This is a genomic window from Bacteroides graminisolvens DSM 19988 = JCM 15093, assembly GCF_000428125.1.
GTDB lineage: Bacteria > Bacteroidota > Bacteroidia > Bacteroidales > Bacteroidaceae > Bacteroides > Bacteroides graminisolvens.
The window spans coordinates 163613-181743 of the sequence record NZ_ATZI01000001.1; the positions used below are offsets into that span (position 1 = coordinate 163613).

General features: G+C 39.3%; 17 protein-coding genes and 1 tRNA gene. 7 read left to right on the plus strand and 11 right to left on the minus strand.

What is annotated here, in order from left to right:
* Position 1 precedes the first annotated feature (1 nt).
* The 7 genes from C511_RS0100680 (at position 2) to C511_RS0100710 (ending at position 9673) form a co-directional block, all read left to right on the plus strand.
* Positions 2–751, plus strand: coding sequence for a metal ABC transporter ATP-binding protein (locus C511_RS0100680; RefSeq protein WP_226992454.1), 750 nt, complete (start codon positions 2–4; stop codon positions 749–751).
* Between the two features lie 123 nt (positions 752–874).
* Entirely contained in the window at positions 875–4216 is a 3342-nt protein-coding gene (locus C511_RS0100685; protein ID WP_024995981.1) for a glycosyltransferase family 117 protein, read from the plus strand.
* 1 nt (position 4217) lies between these two features.
* Positions 4218–4826, plus strand: a complete 609-nt coding sequence (locus C511_RS0100690; protein WP_027317647.1) for a polysaccharide deacetylase family protein — start codon at positions 4218–4220, stop codon at positions 4824–4826.
* A complete protein-coding gene (queG, locus tag C511_RS15945) occupies positions 4823–5815 on the plus strand; it encodes a tRNA epoxyqueuosine(34) reductase QueG (protein WP_024995980.1) in 993 nt (330 codons plus the stop codon). The genes C511_RS0100690 and queG overlap by 4 nt, the downstream gene beginning before the upstream one ends.
* Positions 5816–5902: 87 nt before the next feature.
* Positions 5903–6430 carry a TlpA disulfide reductase family protein gene (locus C511_RS0100700; RefSeq protein WP_024995979.1) on the plus strand — a complete coding sequence of 176 codons (528 nt, stop codon included), beginning with the start codon at positions 5903–5905 and terminating at the stop codon, positions 6428–6430.
* The gene (locus C511_RS0100705) at positions 6427–7026 is read left to right on the plus strand and encodes a thioredoxin family protein (protein ID WP_024995978.1); all 600 of its coding nucleotides are present in this window, start codon (positions 6427–6429) and stop codon (positions 7024–7026) included. Before C511_RS0100700 ends, C511_RS0100705 begins: the two co-directional genes overlap by 4 nt.
* A 169-nt stretch (positions 7027–7195) precedes the next feature.
* Positions 7196–9673: a glycoside hydrolase family 95 protein gene (locus C511_RS0100710; protein WP_024995977.1), complete on the plus strand. Its 2478-nt coding sequence runs from the start codon at positions 7196–7198 to the stop codon at positions 9671–9673.
* Positions 9674–9771: 98 nt separating this feature from the next.
* On the opposite strand, the gene C511_RS0100715 is transcribed toward C511_RS0100710, so the two are convergent.
* The 11 genes from C511_RS0100715 to C511_RS0100760 all read right to left on the minus strand — a co-directional run bounded on the left by C511_RS0100715 (position 9772) and on the right by C511_RS0100760 (position 18085).
* Positions 9772–11010 carry a DUF4861 domain-containing protein gene (locus tag C511_RS0100715; protein WP_024995976.1) on the minus strand — a complete coding sequence of 413 codons (1239 nt, stop codon included), beginning with the start codon at positions 11008–11010 and terminating at the stop codon, positions 9772–9774.
* A gap of 16 nt (positions 11011–11026) precedes the next feature.
* Complete coding sequence (locus C511_RS0100720; RefSeq protein ID WP_027317648.1) at positions 11027–11821, minus strand: gluconate 5-dehydrogenase; 795 nt, start codon at positions 11819–11821, stop codon at positions 11027–11029.
* 35 nt (positions 11822–11856) lie between these two features.
* Positions 11857–12699 carry a 5-dehydro-4-deoxy-D-glucuronate isomerase gene (gene kduI, locus C511_RS0100725; RefSeq protein ID WP_024995975.1) on the minus strand — a complete coding sequence of 281 codons (843 nt, stop codon included), beginning with the start codon at positions 12697–12699 and terminating at the stop codon, positions 11857–11859.
* A gap of 229 nt (positions 12700–12928) precedes the next feature.
* Positions 12929–13002 (minus strand) — tRNA-Gln (locus tag C511_RS0100730).
* Positions 13003–13080: 78 nt separating this feature from the next.
* Positions 13081–14373 carry a tyrosine--tRNA ligase gene (gene tyrS, locus C511_RS0100735; RefSeq protein WP_024995974.1) on the minus strand — a complete coding sequence of 431 codons (1293 nt, stop codon included), beginning with the start codon at positions 14371–14373 and terminating at the stop codon, positions 13081–13083.
* Positions 14374–14478: 105 nt separating this feature from the next.
* Positions 14479–15114 carry a TatD family hydrolase gene (locus C511_RS0100740; RefSeq protein ID WP_024995973.1) on the minus strand — a complete coding sequence of 212 codons (636 nt, stop codon included), beginning with the start codon at positions 15112–15114 and terminating at the stop codon, positions 14479–14481.
* Positions 15115–15125: 11 nt separating this feature from the next.
* Entirely contained in the window at positions 15126–15347 is a 222-nt protein-coding gene (yidD, locus tag C511_RS17395) for a membrane protein insertion efficiency factor YidD (RefSeq protein ID WP_081698245.1), read from the minus strand.
* A complete protein-coding gene (rnpA, locus tag C511_RS0100745) occupies positions 15344–15733 on the minus strand; it encodes a ribonuclease P protein component (RefSeq protein WP_024995972.1) in 390 nt (129 codons plus the stop codon). Before rnpA ends, yidD begins: the two co-directional genes overlap by 4 nt.
* A gap of 102 nt (positions 15734–15835) precedes the next feature.
* Positions 15836–16588 carry a uroporphyrinogen-III synthase gene (locus C511_RS0100750; protein ID WP_027317649.1) on the minus strand — a complete coding sequence of 251 codons (753 nt, stop codon included), beginning with the start codon at positions 16586–16588 and terminating at the stop codon, positions 15836–15838.
* 4 nt (positions 16589–16592) lie between these two features.
* Entirely contained in the window at positions 16593–17501 is a 909-nt protein-coding gene (locus C511_RS0100755) for a DUF4271 domain-containing protein (RefSeq protein WP_024995970.1), read from the minus strand.
* Entirely contained in the window at positions 17498–18085 is a 588-nt protein-coding gene (locus tag C511_RS0100760; protein ID WP_024995969.1) for an LOG family protein, read from the minus strand. The genes C511_RS0100755 and C511_RS0100760 overlap by 4 nt, the downstream gene beginning before the upstream one ends.
* Between the last annotated feature and the right edge of the window lie 46 nt (positions 18086–18131).

Genomic DNA, 18131 nt, shown 5'->3' on the forward strand with positions numbered 1-18131 from the left:
CATGATTCAGATTGAGTCGTTGTCTGCTGCTTACGAGAATCGGACAGTATTACGCGATGTCAATCTATCAATCTATGAGAAAGATTTTTTGGGTATCATTGGCCCCAATGGTGGTGGTAAAACAACTTTAATAAAAACCATATTGGGACTGATCAAACCTGTTATGGGAAATATACAGTTTTACAGAAATGGCCAGCCTGCAGAATCAATTACCATGGGGTATCTACCTCAGTATAACAGCATTGACCGAAAGTTCCCCATTTCCGTAGAAGAGGTTATATTATCAGGTTTAAGTGGAAAAAAAGCACTTATCGGTAAATTTAGCCGTGAACATCATGCCAAAGTACACACAGTCGTTAAACGAATGGGATTACAAGGTCTTGAAAAAAGAGCCATCGGTCAATTAAGTGGTGGACAGTTACAACGTGCATTATTAGGCAGAGCCATTGTCTCAGATCCCCAGTTAGTTATCTTAGATGAGCCCAGTACATATATTGATAAACAGTTTGAAGCCCGTCTATATGAATTGCTCAATGAAATTAATCAAGAATGTGCTATCATTCTGGTAAGCCATGATATTGGTACCGTTCTTCAGAATGTAAAGTCTATTGCTTGTGTGAATGAAACAGTAGATTATCATCCCGATACCGGAATTACAACCGAGTGGCTAGAACGTAATTTTCATTGTCCGATAGAGATTGTGGGACATGGCACATTACCGCATCGAGTGCTTGGAAAACACGAACACTGAGAAGTTAGAGTTTCTTAATTAGACAATGAAACACCTAATTCTTTACGCATCATTGTTCATTGTTCACTTAAATCACTATCTTTGCCACTTGTAACATGTTAATTAACAAACATCTTCAGTTTAATGAAACAGTACAAAACCGTCAATAACCTAGCGGGATGGATTACATTCTTGATCGCTGCAACTGTCTATTGCCTAACAATAGAGCCAACTGCAAGTTTTTGGGATTGTCCCGAGTTTATTACTACAGGCTACAAGCTTGAAGTGGGACACCCGCCCGGCGCCCCCTTTTTCATGCTCACAGCCAACTTATTCACTCAGTTTGTCAGTGATCCTGCCCAAGTAGCCAAGATGGTTAATTACATGAGTGCTCTTATGAGCGCTGCCTGTATACTTTTCCTTTTTTGGAGTATTACCCATCTGGTTCGTAAACTAGTAGTTAAAGACGAAGAAAATATTACTACCAGCCAATTAATAACAATCATAGGTTCAGGGTTAGTAGGAGCATTGGTATACACATTCAGCGACACGTTTTGGTTTAGTGCCGTAGAAGGTGAAGTGTATGCTTTTTCATCTCTGTTCACAGCCCTGGTCTTCTGGCTTATTTTGAAATGGGAAGATGTGGCCGACCAACCTCATTCTGATCGTTGGATTATATTAATAGCTTATCTCACTGGTTTAAGCATTGGTGTGCACTTACTTAATTTACTTTGCTTACCTGCCATTGTACTAGTATATTATTACAAAAAGAATCCTCAAGCCAATGCCAAAGGAAGTCTTTTAGCATTACTTGGATCTGGCCTATTGGTAGCTGCAGTTCTTTATGGAATTGTACCCGGAGTAGTAAAAGTGGGTGGATGGTTTGAATTGCTTTTTGTCAATAGCATGGGAATGCCATTTAACACAGGCGTTATTTTCTATATCATAATTCTCGCAGCAGCAATTATATGGGGTGTTTACGAAAGTTACACTGAAAGAAGTCGTAAACGCATGAATCTTTCTTTTCTCTTAACCGTAGCACTGCTTGGCATTCCTTTTTACGGGCATGGAATTAGTAGCATTCTCATTGGATTGGTAGTTCTTGCAGCCTTAGCAGCCTATTTGTTTGCCAGCAAGCTCAATACAAAATATCAGATTAGCTCACGAACCATGAATACCGCTTTGTTAAGCATCATGATGATCATGATTGGATATTCATCGTATGCACTGATTGTTATACGTTCTACAGCCAACACGCCGATGGATCAGAATTCTCCTGAAGACATTTTTACGTTAGGAGAATACCTGGGACGTGAACAATACGGTACCCGGCCATTATTTTACGGACCAGCTTTCTCTTCACGCGTAGCTCTTGACAAAGAGGATGGTTATTGTGTTCCCCGCGAAGCTGAAAGCACAACCAAATATGTACGAAAAGAAAAGAAATCAGCTGAAGAAAAAGACTCATACGTTGAGATTCCCGGCCGCGTGGAATATGAGTATGCACAGAACATGATATTTCCACGTATGTATAGCAGCCAACATGCCAATCAATACAAACAATGGATGGATATCAAGGGCTATGATGTAGCCTATGATCAATGTGGAGAGATGGTGATGGTCAATATGCCCAATCAGTGGGAAAATATAAAGTTCTTCTTCTCCTATCAACTTAATTTCATGTATTGGCGCTATTTCATGTGGAATTTTGCCGGTAGACAAAATGACATTCAGGGAAGTGGCGAGATTGAGCATGGTAACTGGATTACAGGTTTTAAATTTATAGACAACTTGCTTGTTGGCAACCAAGACTTAATGCCACAAGATTTGAAAAATAACAAAGGGCACAATGTATTTTATTGTCTTCCTCTTCTGCTAGGTATCATTGGTCTTTTGTGGCAGGCGTATCGTGGCCAGAGAGGCGTTCAGCAATTCTGGGTTGTATTTTTCTTATTCTTTATGACAGGTATTGCTATTGTTCTTTACCTGAACCAAACGCCTAGTCAGCCTCGTGAACGCGACTATGCATATGCCGCCTCCTTCTATGCCTTCGCTATTTGGGTAGGTATGGGAGTTGCCGGTATAGTGCGTCTACTACAAGAATATGGAAAGATGAAGGAGCTTCCGGCAGCCATTATAACTTCTGTTGCATGTTTAATGGTTCCCATTCAGATGGCAGGACAAACATGGGATGATCACGATCGGTCAGACAGATACGTTTGTCGCGATTTTGGACAAAACTATTTGATGTCATTACAGGAAAGCGGTAATCCTATCATATTTACAAATGGAGATAACGATACATTCCCGTTATGGTACAATCAAGAAACGGAAGGATTCCGTACAGATGCACGAACATGTAATTTGAGTTACTTGCAAACAGATTGGTATATTGACCAAATGAAACGACCCGCTTATGATTCTCCGTCTTTACCAATTACCTGGGATCGAGTTGAATATGTAGAAGGAACCAACGAATACATTTCTATTCGTCCGGAAATAAAAAATCAGATTGACGCATTGTACGCTCAAGCTGATTCCAGCAGTAATCCTGAATCAAAAATAGACGTCCGCAAAGAGTTTGGCGACAACCCTTACGAACTAAAAAACATCCTTAAATATTGGGTGCGTTCTGATAAAGAAGGACTGCGTGTTATACCAACTGATAGTATTGTTGTTAAAATTGACAAGGAAGCAGTAAAACGTTCAGGAATGACAATACCTGAAGCATTGGGAGATTCAATACCCGAATACATGCACATCTCATTAAAAGGTAAACGCGCACTTTATAAAAGTGAATTAATGATGCTCGAAATGCTTGCCAACGCCAATTGGGAACGTCCTATATATATGGCTATCACTGTTGGAGGAGAAAATCGCTTGAATATGGATAATCATTTTGTTCAAGAAGGTTTGGCATATCGTTTCACCCCCTTTGATGCACAAGCATTGGGAGCAACTATTGACAGTGAAAAGATGTACGACAACCTAATGAATAAGTTTAAATTCGGTGGAATAAACAAAGCAGGTATTTATATTGATGAGAACACCATGCGTATGTGTTACACACACCGTCGTATCTTTACTCAGTTAATAACACAATTGCTGAAAGAAGGTAAAAAAGACAAAGCACTCAAAGCATTAGAATATTGCGAAAAAATGATTCCTGCATCTAATGTTCCTTATGATTACCAAAACAGTGCTCAAAGTATGGCTGAAGCCTATTATTTGTTGGGGCAAAAAGCAAAAGGAGATAAGATTATGGATGCATTGGCAAATAAGTCAATGGAATATCTTATATGGTATCTAAGTATGAGTAATCAGCAACTGACTATATCAGGTCAAGAGTTTATGTATCATATTTATTTGCTTGATGAGGAAATTAAGATAATGGAGAAATATAAGTCAAAACAAGCGTCTCACTACGCTGGCAAGCTTGAAGAGCTCTATAGTATGTACGCTTCCAGAACCAAAGCACAACAATAAAATGTTTATAGAACAACCACCCCGATTTATCCGGGCATTGTATCCTCAAGCATTATGGCGAATGGACCCAAACGAGAAGGCGGTATATCTGACCTTCGATGATGGGCCCATTCCCGAAATAACTCCTTGGGTGCTTGACTTGCTGGATAAATACCAGATAAAAGCAACCTTTTTTATGGTGGGCGACAACGTACGAAAACATCCGGAAGAATATAAAATGGTAGTTGAAAGAGGCCATCGTATTGGAAATCACACATTTAACCATATCCGTGGATTCGAATTTCTGACTCCAAATTATATGGCTAATGCTGAGAAAGCAAACGAATTATTGAAGACAGATTTGTTTCGTCCTCCTCATGGTCACATGCGCTGGATGCAATACATGGCTCTGAAGCATCGTTATAAAATAGTAATGTGGGATTTGGTAACACGTGATTATAGTAAGAAACTACGCGGTCCGCAAGTACTAGCTAATGTAATGCGATACGCACGTAATGGCTCCATTATTACATTCCACGATTCAATTAAGTCTTGGGAAAACATACAGTATGCATTACCCAGATCTATAGAGTTTTTGTTAGAAGAAGGCTATGAATTCAAGCTTTTATGACGCATAATAATTTCAATCAAAAACAATCATTTTCTGTAGAAGCAAAGATCAGTTACAGCAACATGATAAAAGCCGAAGCCTTGCGCCTCGGCTTTTCTGCTTGCGGCATTGCCCCCGCTGAAGAAATAAATGCAGAAAACAAAATGTTCCTCAAAGAATGGCTAGTTAACGGTTATCAAGGTAGTATGGATTATATGGCCAATAACCTTGAGAAGCGCAGTGATCCTAACTTACTCGTTGAAGGTACAAAAAGCATTGTTTCGGTAGCACTGAATTATTATCCGCAACAACTACTTGATGACTCTCAGTACCAGTTTGCATGGTATGCCTACGGTAAAGACTACCACGATATCATGCGTAAAAAGATGAATGAATTAATGGAGTACATTAACCGAGAAATAGCCATTGTCAATGGAAGAGTATTCTGTGATACTGCGCCGGTTTTGGACCGCTACTGGGCATGGCGCGCCGGACTAGGATGGATCGGAAAGAATACTCAACTTATTATTCCTAAAGCCGGATCATCATTCTTTTTGGGAGAACTTTTCATCGATATTGAATTGGCATATGATACTCCACTGAAAGATCGTTGCGGAAACTGCAACCGCTGCCAACAAGCTTGTCCGACTCAGGCTTTTGAAGCTCCTCATAAACTAGATGCAAGAAAATGCCTTTCCTATGTTACTATCGAAAGTAGAGAAGACATCCCTATTGAATTGCGTAAAAAAATGGGAAATCGAATCTATGGTTGCGATGAATGTCAGCGTGTTTGTCCATGGACACGTTTCGCAATTCCTTGTCAAACAACCGAATTACAACCAGCACCAGAATTCATGCAAATGACTAGAGAAGAATGGCACAACCTAAGTGAAGAAACATATCGCAAATTATTCAAAGGAAGTGCAGTTAAAAGAGCCAAATATAGTGGACTAGTTAGGAATATTGAAGCAGCTGGATATCCTAATAATTCAGGAGCTAATCCTGATTAATCTAGAAAAATTAATTTCTTTTAAGTAGTATAGCACAACAATTTCAATGATCTACTTTGTTATTAGTAATAACTAGCAGATAGAAATATGAATAAATGCATAACTTTTTATTTGAAGGTATTAATATGCTGTATCTTCTTAATTCCTATATCAGCACAAGCTCAGCAGGTTGTTCATCATCATGATATAAGCATTCCCGTTTACAACTATACTCAGCTAGAGCCAATGCTTCATCCTGCAGAGTCAAATGACACAACTTACATTTTTAATTTTTGGGCTACATACTGCGTACCCTGTATTAAGGAACTCCCCCACTTTGAACAGATTGGGAAAGATTTTGCTGATCAAAAAGTAAAAGTGATACTTATCAGCATGGACTTTAAATCAAAAATAACCACACAAGTTATACCATTCATAAAAAAACATCAGTTAAAATCATCAGTCATTCTACTAAGCGACCCTGATGCAAATAGCTGGATAAACAAAATAAATCCCCAATGGAGCGGCTCCTTGCCGGCTACACTTATTGTTAAGGGCAATAAAAGGGAATTCAACGAAAAAACATTTACTTACAATGAACTTGAATTATTAACAACTAAATTTTTAACCCCATGAAACGTAATATTCTTTTTATCGTATTCATATTGTGTGCTTTAGCAGGTTTGCAGGCACAAGGATATAAGGTTGGTGATTCTGCCACTGATTTCAAACTAAAGAATGTAGATAACAAATATGTATCTTTATCTGATTTTTCAAATGCAAAAGGATTTATCATTGTGTTTACCTGCAATCATTGCCCTTATGCGAAAGCCTATGAGGAAAGGTTAGTTGCACTTGACAAAAAGTATAAAACCAAAGGCTACCCAGTTATAGCAATTAATCCCAATGATCCAGTTGCAGTTCCTGCTGATGGCTTCGAAGAGATGCAAAAGCGTGCCCAAGAAGCCGGCTTTACTTTCCCATATTTACTTGACGAGGGACAGAAAATATACCCACTTTATGGAGCGACACGCACACCTCACGTTTATGTCCTTCAAAAAACAGCAAAAGGCAACATTGTTAAATACATAGGTGCTATTGATGACAACTACGAGGACTCTTCAGCTGTTAAAACCCATTATGTCGCTAATGTTGTTGAGGCTTTGCTATCAGGGCAAAAAGTTCCTGTAGATTTCACCAAGGCCATTGGCTGTAGCATCAAAGTTAAATAAAATCAGATTTAGCGACGCTGCATCATTCCTCCTTTTAGCTATAATACTAAAGCTAAAAGGAGGATTATTTATTAGAAATAGTGGCATTTTTTTGTCTGTAACAAGATGGTATTCTTTGGTAAAATTAAAAAGTGTACCTTGCACTTTAAATCAATATCACAAAAAGAATATGAATAAAAAATGGAATTTCGCAGGATTACTACTGCTAGTATGTACATTCATACAAGCACAAAAAAATGAGAACGAATGGAAACTATGGTATAATCAGCCCGCTACCCGTTGGGTAGAGGCATTACCACTAGGTAATGGTCGCCTAGGTGCCATGGTATTTGGAGATCCTTCAAGGGAAGAATTTCAACTAAACGAAGAAACAATTTGGGGAGGATCACCACACAACAATACGAATCCAAAAGCCAAAGAGGCTTTGCCAAAAATACGTCAACTTATATTTGAAGGAAAGAATAAAGAAGCCCAAGAATTGTGTGGACCAACCATTTGTTCGCAATCAGCTAACGGAATGCCTTATCAAACAGTAGGGTCATTACACTTAGACTTTGAAGGCATGGAAAACGCTACAAATTATTATCGCGATCTTGATATTGAACAGGCAATAGCTACTACTCGCTTCACAGTAAATCATGTGACCTATACCCGCGAAGCTTTTACTTCTTTCACTGATCAACTGCTTGTCATCAAGTTAAACGCCTCTCAAAAAGGAAAAATCTCTTTTTCGGCACGATATACAAGTCCATACAAACCAATGGACATAAAGAAAAGTATTTCATCAAATCAAGAGTTACAACTTGACGGAAAAGCAAATGACCACGAAGGCATAGAAGGTAAAGTGCGATTCACTGCTCTCACTCGAATAGAACACGATGGAGGAAAGAAAACAATGGTTGGAGATTCGTTAGTTACCATCAAAAATGCTAATAGCGTAATCTTATATGTCTCAATCGGAACAAACTTTGTTAATTACAAAGATGTATCGGGTAATTCACTTATTTCTGCCCGAAACTATATGCAAAATTCGTACAAGCCATTTGAAAAAGCGAAAAAAGAACATACTCGCTTTTACTCTAATTTGTTCAACAGAGTATCTCTTGATTTAGGGAACAATGAACAAGCATTGAAGCCCACCGATGTGAGAGTGAAAGAGTTCAGTACTCAATTTGATCCTCAAATGAGCGCACTGTATTTCCAATTTGGACGTTATCTGCTGATTTGCAGCTCACAACCAGGAGGGCAAGCTGCTAATTTACAAGGAATTTGGAATTATAAACTCAGAGCGCCATGGGATGGAAAATACACTACTGATATCAATGTTGAAATGAACTATTGGCCGGCTGAGGTAACCAATTTATCAGAAATGCATGAACCATTTATAAAGCTAATCAAAGAAACAGCTGATAAAGGAAAAGAGAGTGCAGCCATGTATGGCTGTAGAGGATGGACATTACATCATAACACTGATATCTGGCGTTCAACAGGAGCTGTCGATGGTCCAGCATACGGAATATGGCCAACCTGTAATGCTTGGTTTTGCCAGCATCTATGGGACCGATATTTATTCTCAGGAGATAGCGACTACCTCAAAGAAGCATATCCCATAATGAAAGGAGCATGTGAATTTTTCCTCGATTTTCTTATCAGAGAACCTCGAAATAATTGGCTTGTAGTAGCGCCTTCATATTCACCCGAAAACAAACCTACTGTAAATGGGAAAAGGGATTTCGTTATTGTAGCAGGGGCTACTATGGACAATCAAATGATACATGACCTATTCAGTAACACACTAGAAGCCGCCAACTTACTCAAAGAAACAACAACTTTTACAGATAGTCTAAAAAACATACTAACTAATCTTGCTCCCATGCAAATTGGACGCTGGGGACAATTACAAGAATGGATGGACGATTGGGATAGCCCATCCGACAAACATCGGCATACGTCACATTTATGGGGATTATATCCAGGCAGACAAATCACTTATTATCAGTATCCAGAGTTGATTAATGCAGCTAAAGAGACGCTAAAGGCCCGTGGAGATCATTCAACAGGATGGTCTATGGGATGGAAAGTATGTTTCTGGGCACGATTGGAAGATGGTAATCACGCCTATAAATTGATTACCGAACAATTACATCCAACAACAGAGGAATCGGGTCAAAACGGTGGTACTTATCCCAATCTTTTCGATGCACACCCACCCTTTCAAATTGACGGTAATTTTGGATGTACAGCAGGTATAGCTGAAATGTTGGTACAAAGTCATGCTGGTGCTGTACACTTATTACCTGCTTTACCCGATGCTTGGGACAAAGGGATAGTCAAAGGGTTACGATGCAGAGGAGGGTTTATTTTGAACGAGCTGAATTGGAAAAATGGTAGTCTGCACAAAGCAGAAATATATTCTTCCATAGGAGGCATACTCCATTTAAGAACTGCAGTACCCTTATTATTGAATGGAAGGGAGCTAAATCAAGTAACCCATACTACATCGGAGAATATCTTGCTTAAGCCACAAACAATAAAAGAGCCTCTTGCAAACAAAGAAAATTGTATAGGTCGGCCAGAAACTAAAAAGCTATACGTTTACGATATAGAAACAAAAGCAGGAGAAAGGTACTTTTTTACAGCTAAATAATCATCTAGTCAGAATAAGGCATAAAAAATGCAGGCACTTTCCATAAAAGAAATGTGCCTGCATTACCATATAAATGTAGATTCTAATTACATTCAAAATTATTTAATAGTAACAGTTAACGGATTACGTATTTTTACAGTAAAGTTTGCTAAATATTCATTCCATTGAGCAGCATCTTTGATATTTGCCTTACTCCATGCAGCTCCCCAGTAGTAAGTATAATCTGAACCAGGGATGTAATCACTAATAGCAAGTACATGACCATCGGCTCCGCCTCTCTGCTCTTTTTCTTTAGCAGAAAAAAGAACTGATTTAGCTTCTTTTACATTAGCAGGAAAAGCAGCACCCACAAATATCTTACCGTTGTTATTATTTATATTATCAGTAGGATCAACATAAGTGATGTATCCTTTTTGTGCATTAGCTAACACTTCACCATTTGGTTCGTGCAACACGATACCTACTGCTACCGAAATTGATTCTTTCAGATTTGAATAAGAAACAACTGTTTTATTCATATGAGAACCTGAATCCAAAGTAATAACACGCGTTTCAACAACAGATGCATCACCTTTTACTGTAAGCGGATTATAAACTAATTTCACAGTAAAACGCAAGGGGCCATTGTCAAGGATTTCTTGTGTTTTATAGCAATACGGGTAAATAATAGTATCTCCTACCATTAAAGCGGCAGTTCCACCACCTAAAGTAGGACCTACTTTATAACAATCAAGACCGTTACCATGATCTACGTGATAAGAAGTCGCAGCACGAAGCTCCTTAGCAGCTTCAGGATTCGTTTTGGTAAGGCTATCAATCTTTGCAAGAGTCTCCGGATTTAACTCCATAGCATAACGAGCTTCTACAACCGGATCAGTTGTATCGCGTTTAGTCCACACATCATAGCCAAATGCTTGTTCACCTTTCGCTTGCAGTGCGGGTCCATAAGTACGAAACGCCACTAAATCATTTTCCCAAGCTACATCATCCAAACGTTCAGGATAATATTTACCGCAAGCCTTAACATTAAACACATCGGGAGTACCAGATTGTATGGTGTAGGCAGCCGTCCCATTGCCCTTTACGCTGACTTGAAAAATAATTTTCTCATCATAAGTAATTTGATACGGTACTTGTTGTCCATCCGCATCAAGTACTACAATTTGAGCCGTATCTGCCAGTTTCAACTTACTTGCTACCTCATTCATAGCTACTTCAACCATCTCGTTCATGCGATCGGAAGAAGTTGAATTTGTTACCGTCACCGTTACCGTTTTACTCTCGGCACACGATGCAATAAGAAATCCTGCAACTAGTAAATATATAAGTTTTTTCATGCTCAACTTGTTGTGATTATTTAGGCTGTTTACCAATATAAGCTAAAATACCACCGTCAACATAGAGCACATGACCGTTTACAAAGTTTGAAGCGTCTGATGCAAGGAACACAGCTGGTCCCATCAAATCTTCAGGAGTACCCCAACGGGCAGCCGGCGTTTTGGCAATAATAAACGAATCGAACGGATGACGAGAACCATCAGCCTGTACCTCCCTCAAAGGAGCCGTTTGTGGTGTAGCAATATAACCCGGGCCAATACCGTTACACTGAATATTATATTCACCATATTCTGACGCAATATTACGTGTTAACATTTTCAAACCACCTTTAGCCGCAGCATAGGCAGAAACAGTTTCACGACCAAGTTCACTCATCATTGAGCAAATATTGATAATCTTGCCATGGCCTTTTTTGATCATTGAAGGAAGTACTGCTTTTGATACGATGAAAGGACCATTAAGATCAATATCAATTACCTGACGGAAATCGGCCGCACTCATTTCAATCATTGGAATACGTTTGATAATACCTGCGTTATTAACTAAGATATCAATAACACCAACTTCCTTCTCAATTTGAGCTACCATGGTGTTAACTCCGGCTTCATCAGTTACGTCACAAACGTAACCGTGTGCTTTGATTCCTTCTGCCGCATAAGCCGCAACACCTTTGTCTACCAATTCTTGTTTAATATCATTAAACACAATTGTTGCCCCTGCTTTAGCAAATCCGGTTGCAATAGAAAAACCAATGCCGTAAGAAGCACCTGTTACAAGTGCGATCTTACCTTCTAATGAAAAATTTACCATTTCGTTTTATCTGTTTACTTATTTAAGACCCAATGTTATTTCAAATCAGTAATCAAAGAGAAGTCCTGATCACCGTAATCGAGATTCTCACCACCCATACCCCAAATGAAAGTATAGTTATGAGTTGCTGCAGCAGAGTGGATTGACCATTCTGGTGATAGTACCGCCTGATCACCTTTCATCCATAGGTGACGAGTTTCATCAACTTCTCCCATGAAGTGACAAACGGAGTGGTCAGCAGGCACTTCAAAATAAAAATAGGCTTCCATTCTGCGAGAATGTACATGGGCTGGCATTGTATTCCACACGCTACCGGGAGCCAGTTCGGTCATTCCCATCTGTAACTGGCAGGTAGGCAATACCTGATTCACCAACATTTTATTAATATTGCGATGATTAGAGCCCTCTAATGAACCCATTTCAGCTACTACTGCATCTTTTTTAGTGACTTTCTTATCTGGGTAATTTCTATGTGCAGTTGTTGAGTTGAAGTAAAATTTAGCTGGATTTTGTGCGTTTTTACTTTCAAAAGTAACCTCTCTATTACCCGATCCAATGTAAAGTGCTTCTTTATAATCAAGTTCAAAAACCGCGTCTCCCACTTTTACTACACCGGGGCCTCCGACATTAAATATACCGATTTCACGGCGAGTAAGAAAAAACGGAGCTTTCAAAGGATCAATAGCTTCAAGCATCAGCACTTCTCCAACGGGCATAGCACCACCTACTACCATACGGTCGTACATGGAATAAACCATATTTACTTCATTAACTGAAAAGACTGTTTCAATGAGAAAGTCTCTGCGAATTCTCTTGGTGTCATAGCTTTTTGCATCCTCTGGATGCGCAGCATAACGGATCTCATAGTTCGTTTTCATACTACTTTATATTATTAATTGTTGTATCGTTTGCGCACACAATGCAAAGATAACAAAAGAAACCATCAAAAAAGAATAATCTAATTCCTATTATGTGTCTTTTTTGACTGTAATGGGGTAGGATTTGATTTGTTTAACAAACTCATGATAAGGAATCGCAAGTTCCGAGACATTAAGAAACTAACTAAAACCAAATAAGCCTCGAAAGATTTCTCTTTCAAGGCTTATTTGGTTGTCCTACCAAGATTCGAACTTAGACAAACAGAACCAAAAACTGTTGTGCTACCATTACACCATAGGACAAGCAATGGGCTTTCTTTCAAAAAGCGATGCAAAGATAAGACAATGCGGCTAAATATGCAAATATTCAGCCGCATTTTTTTATTTTGCTATGATAAGGAAATAGTTTTTCTTACCACGTTGCACTAGTAAGTATTTGCTATCCAACAGGTCTGCAGAAGTAATTACCTGATCGAAAGCTGACAGTTTTTCTTTATTCAAAGATACTCCACCACCTTGCACCAGCTTTCTCATTTCTCCTTTCGACGCAAACACGGCTGCATTGTCAACAAAAAGGTCAACCGCTTTAACGCCTTCGTCTAATACTGATTTGGCTACTTCAAAACGGGGTACACCTTCAAACACAGCCAATAAAGTATCCTCATCAAGTTTCTTCAAAGCAGCTGAGGTTGCATTGCCAAACAAAATATCCGAAGCTTCCACGGCTGCATTGTAGTCTTCTTCAGAATGAACCATGATGGTTACTTCTTTAGCCAAACGTTTTTGCAATGTACGCAAATGGGGAGCTTCAGCATGTTCAGTAATCAATTGGTCTATTTCATCTTTACTAAGCGAAGTGAAAATCTTGATGTACCGCGCCGCATCATCATCACTTACATTGAGCCAGAACTGATAAAATTTATAAGGAGATGTATATCGTGCATCGAGCCACACATTACCCGATTCTGTTTTACCAAACTTCCCTCCATCTGCTTTAGTTATAAGCGGACAGGTCAGCGCATAAGCCTCACCACCATTTGTACGACGAATCAATTCAGTCCCCGTAGTAATGTTACCCCATTGATCAGAGCCACCCATCTGCAACTTACAACCTTTAGTTTCATTCAAATGAAGAAAATCATACCCTTGCAACAGTTGATAAGTAAATTCAGTGAATGAAAGTCCGTCTCTCGATTCACCGTTTAGTCTTTTCTTAACAGAATCTTTAGCCATCATGTAGTTTACCGTAATATGCTTACCTACTTCTCTGGCAAAATCAAGAAATGTAAAATCTTTCATCCAATCGTAGTTATTCACCAACTCGGCTTTATTGGTAGCATCCGACTCAAAATCGAGAAACTTAGCCAACTGCTTTTTAATGCATGCCTGATTGTGACGCAAGGTCTCTTCATCCAGCAAATTTCTTTCTGCCGATTTACCCGATGGATCACCAATCATCCCGGTTGCGCCTCCAATGAGAGCTAACGGCTTATGACCGCAACGTTGGAAGTGTCGTAACATCATCACGCCGCATAAGTGTCCAATGTGTAACGAATCGGCTGTTGGGTCAATTCCCAAGTACGCAGTAACCTGCTCTTTAGCCAATAACTCTTCCGTGCCGGGCATCATATCGTGCACCATTCCACGCCATTTTAATTCTTCTACAAAATTCATCGAATGATAGTATGTTAATGATTATGCCTACAAAAGTACGACTCTTTATTTGAAGAAACAACTCTTCTTATCTAAAAAAGAGCCTTCCAGAAGTAAACGGAAGGATTAGTGATCGAAAAAAACACGGTTTATATTTTGTTGTATCTGTAGCTTGAGATCATCTGCAGATAGGGAAAGTAACTTAGCTGCCTTTTCGTATAAACAAGTGATATCTGCCTTACTTTCATCTGTCTCCATCAGGATAGAAGATAGTGGAATACCTTTTAATGCTTCTTCGTTATATTTCTCACCAAAAGAGAGAAATATATGGTGATTAACGCATTGCAAAGCCAACTCTTTCTTTCCCCGAAAGCCATGTATCACCCAAGGCATACGCGGAGCATATTTCTTTTTAAGCTGAATAATTTCATTCACAGCGTGAACACAATGTATAATAAGCGGAAGCTGTTTTTCTTCAGAAAGTACTATCTGCTTTTCAAAAACAGCAAGCTGTTTGACAAGAGAAACTGAAATCAATTTATCAATGCCAGCCTCACCTATAGCTATAACACAAGGATCTTTCAAAGACAGTAAGAGTTGCTCCCAGATCACTTCTTCTTCATACTCGTCAATCTGCCATGGATGAATACCCACAGAACAATACACTTCTCCTGTCGGACACAAATCACCTGGCATAAGATTAAGAATACTCCGACCGGGATACGTGGACAAATGATGCGTATGTACATCGAGCAATTCCATCAGATAAAATATCAAGGAACAGGATCATAACCAGATCCACCCCATGGATGACAACGCAATATTCGACGAACAGACAGATACAAACCATAAAATGGTCCATGCTTCTTGATGGCCTCAATAGCATATTGAGAGCAAGTAGGAGTAAACCTGCATGAAGGAGGTTTTAGCGGAGAGATACACGCCCGATAGAAGTAAATAGGGATGAGTAATATGTATGACAACAGCCGTTTCATTCTTTGTTATCTAATATACGAACCAACAGCGAGGCAAGTTTCTCTTCTATTTCAGAAGAGTCAACCAAGCGATCCGACAAATAGATAACAGCGAGCATTAAATTTTGTTCTTCATTTTGGTACACGTTCAACAAAAGCTCTTTGTGCTTGCGATAGGCTTCGCGTATTTGCCGCTTCACCCGATTGCGCTTAACCGCCCGTTTAAATCTTTTTTTGGGAACGCTAATAAGCAAAGATACAGCAGCCATTCCCTCACGCTTTACAATAGGCAAATAAACCACACGAAGCGGAAATGCAGAAAAGGATTTGGCACCTCCTGCAAACAACTCATCAATTGCAATTTTACTACTTAATCGCTCCGGTTTTGAGAATGTATGTGTACCCATTGTATACAATAAACGGTCGACAATTGACTTCCGGAGAGTGAAACTCTGCCAACAGGGCAACAACTCTCAGGCAACCAATCTGCCGACCGCAATTTTTTGTTTTTATTTTCCCTTATTCGTCTCTTTGATAAACATCTCCAATGCAGCAGTCATAGAAGGCGCCTGCACAGTGGGAGCTTCCAAATCAAGACGCAGGCCGGCATCACGAACGGCCTGTGCTGTTGTTGAACCAAAAGTTCCTATCTTAATCTCTTTCTGATCAAAGTTAGGAAAGTTTTTCTTCAGTGAAGAAACTCCTGCCGGACTAAAGAACAAAAGCATATCGTAATCAAAAGCCTCTCCTTCTTGAAAATCATTGCTCACTGTACGATACATAACCGCCTCAGTATGAGTAATTTTATTTTTATCAAGCAGATTTTTGATTTCGTCAGTATGCACGTCAGACATCGGAACGAAGTATTTCTCACTATTATGCTTCACAATAGAAGGCACCAAGTCTTCTATTTTTCCCGTATTACCAAAGAAAATCTTTCTTTTACGATATTGAATATATTTCTGTATATAAAGAGCTACTGCTTCGGTAACACAGAAATATTTCATTGTTTCAGGAATTGCAATACGCATCTCAGTGCAAAGTCCGAAGAAATGGTCTATTGCATGACGAGAGGTAAAAATTACAGCAGTATGATCTAATATAGACACTTTTTGTAGCCTGAATTCCTTGGCAGAAAGGCTTTCTACTTTAATGAACGGGCGGAAGTCTATTTTCACTCCATACTTCTCTGCAATATCGTAATAAGGAGATTTCTCTGAAGCAGGTTTCGGCTGCGACACAAGTACTTTTTTTATTTTCAACGTCCTAAAATTTTATTAGCAATAAGTTATTAATCTGAACCAACCCCTCATAAGCAATAAAACAGGGGAGGATTTCGAGCGCACAAAAGTACAAAATTAAAAGCAGAAGACCATAAACATTATTAAAAAAAAGCTTTATCCACTTATACAATATCAATATTTTAGCTGAAATTATCAAAAGTAAACTTATTGCTGTCATGTAAACTAGACTAAGATCGAAATAAATAAAGAAAAGAGCATAAAGGAAAAGTGTAAATCCGGCATAATATATAATGGTAAAATACGACTCCAGCCAAATGCTTGTCTTTTTTTTATCAAAGAACACCCAACCCAGAAAAGCATAAATCATCCATTTAAAAATCAGATATGACACACATAATCCTACATATCCGGCAAGTAACAAATGAGGATTTATTTTTTCCGTGAGCAATGGTATATCCGCACTAAAATAATCGAACAAACACACCCCAGACAACACACAGGTTTGTATGCCCAGCATCACCAGATGGCGTACATCTGCAGCCGTTGAAGTATCAAAAAGACTAGAACGATCCCTGTGAGCCATAAACTCTTTTAGCTGTTGTATCAGAAACTTCTTACTCCTTGAGAGCACATAAGCAGAAGCAAAGAAACAAGCCAATATAACCCCAACAATTACATCGTCGGAACGGGTGTTATAAGAAACACGTTCTCCTTCAATGCCACTGGCAAATTCACGCTCCGAATGATAGGTGGTAAGACACGTTGAGTCGGCCGATACAAATTGTTCTTGATAATAAAGAGTTAATGTATCCGCCTTTTCAGCCTCCGAAATACGGGCCGTATCTGGTTTCAACACAAAACACGGCAGAGCCTTCTCCGCATGAACAGTATCAACCGGCAATGGGGTAGTTATTGTATCCCTCACGTTCATATGGCCGCAAATTTCCGAATAGAAGAATCCCAAACAGGCACACTATGTATCTTTTCCAGCGCCATCTGAGGCGTATTGACCACAGTCCATATTTCACCATGACGGGAACGCATAAATCGCTCTTCAATGGCTTTTTGCAGCATTGTCAACAACGGGTCATAAAAGCCATTTATATTCAAAATAACAATCGGATTTAAGTAAAGCCCCAGCTGCTTCCAAGTAATAATCTCAAGGAGCTCCTCCAGCGTTCCGCATCCTCCGGGTAAAGCTATAACAGCATCACTTAAATCCGCCATCAACTGTTTACGCTCATGCATGCTATCAACCTTGATCAACTCTGTGAGTCCGGTGTGATGCCACCCCTGCTCAACCATAAAATTAGGGATAACACCCGTTACAGCCCCTCCGGCCGAAAGCACCGCATCGGCTACCGAGCGCATCAGTCCAATGCTTCCTGCACCATTAACCAAACGGATTTCTTCCTTGGCCAATAAGCGACCAAGTTCTTGAGCCGCTTCAAAGTAAACAGGATCAATCTGAGTACTTGAGGCGCTATACACACAAACGGAATGTATCTTATTCATCAACCAGAGATATTAAGCTAAATCGACTACAAAAATAGAGAAACTT

Excerpts from the sequence above, each read along its gene's own strand:
- C511_RS0100680 (WP_226992454.1), top strand. The coding sequence starts at position 2 with ATGATTCAGATTGAGTCGTTGTCTGCTGCTTACGAGAATCGGACAGTA.
- C511_RS0100700 (WP_024995979.1), top strand. The coding sequence starts at position 5,903 with ATGAATAAATGCATAACTTTTTATTTGAAGGTATTAATATGCTGTATC.
- yidD (WP_081698245.1), bottom strand. The coding sequence starts at position 15,347 with ATGAAACGGCTGTTGTCATACATATTACTCATCCCTATTTACTTCTAT.
- rnpA (WP_024995972.1), bottom strand. The coding sequence starts at position 15,733 with ATGGGTACACATACATTCTCAAAACCGGAGCGATTAAGTAGTAAAATT.
- kduI (WP_024995975.1), bottom strand. The coding sequence starts at position 12,699 with ATGAAAACGAACTATGAGATCCGTTATGCTGCGCATCCAGAGGATGCA.
- C511_RS0100755 (WP_024995970.1), bottom strand. The coding sequence starts at position 17,501 with ATGAACGTGAGGGATACAATAACTACCCCATTGCCGGTTGATACTGTT.
- C511_RS0100710 (WP_024995977.1), top strand. The coding sequence starts at position 7,196 with ATGAATAAAAAATGGAATTTCGCAGGATTACTACTGCTAGTATGTACA.
- tyrS (WP_024995974.1), bottom strand. The coding sequence starts at position 14,373 with ATGAATTTTGTAGAAGAATTAAAATGGCGTGGAATGGTGCACGATATG.
- C511_RS0100705 (WP_024995978.1), top strand. The coding sequence starts at position 6,427 with ATGAAACGTAATATTCTTTTTATCGTATTCATATTGTGTGCTTTAGCA.
- C511_RS0100685 (WP_024995981.1), top strand. The coding sequence starts at position 875 with ATGAAACAGTACAAAACCGTCAATAACCTAGCGGGATGGATTACATTC.
- C511_RS0100720 (WP_027317648.1), bottom strand. The coding sequence starts at position 11,821 with ATGGTAAATTTTTCATTAGAAGGTAAGATCGCACTTGTAACAGGTGCT.
- C511_RS0100760 (WP_024995969.1), bottom strand. The coding sequence starts at position 18,085 with ATGAATAAGATACATTCCGTTTGTGTGTATAGCGCCTCAAGTACTCAG.
- C511_RS0100740 (WP_024995973.1), bottom strand. The coding sequence starts at position 15,114 with ATGGAATTGCTCGATGTACATACGCATCATTTGTCCACGTATCCCGGT.
- C511_RS0100715 (WP_024995976.1), bottom strand. The coding sequence starts at position 11,010 with ATGAAAAAACTTATATATTTACTAGTTGCAGGATTTCTTATTGCATCG.
- C511_RS0100690 (WP_027317647.1), top strand. The coding sequence starts at position 4,218 with ATGTTTATAGAACAACCACCCCGATTTATCCGGGCATTGTATCCTCAA.
- queG (WP_024995980.1), top strand. The coding sequence starts at position 4,823 with ATGACGCATAATAATTTCAATCAAAAACAATCATTTTCTGTAGAAGCA.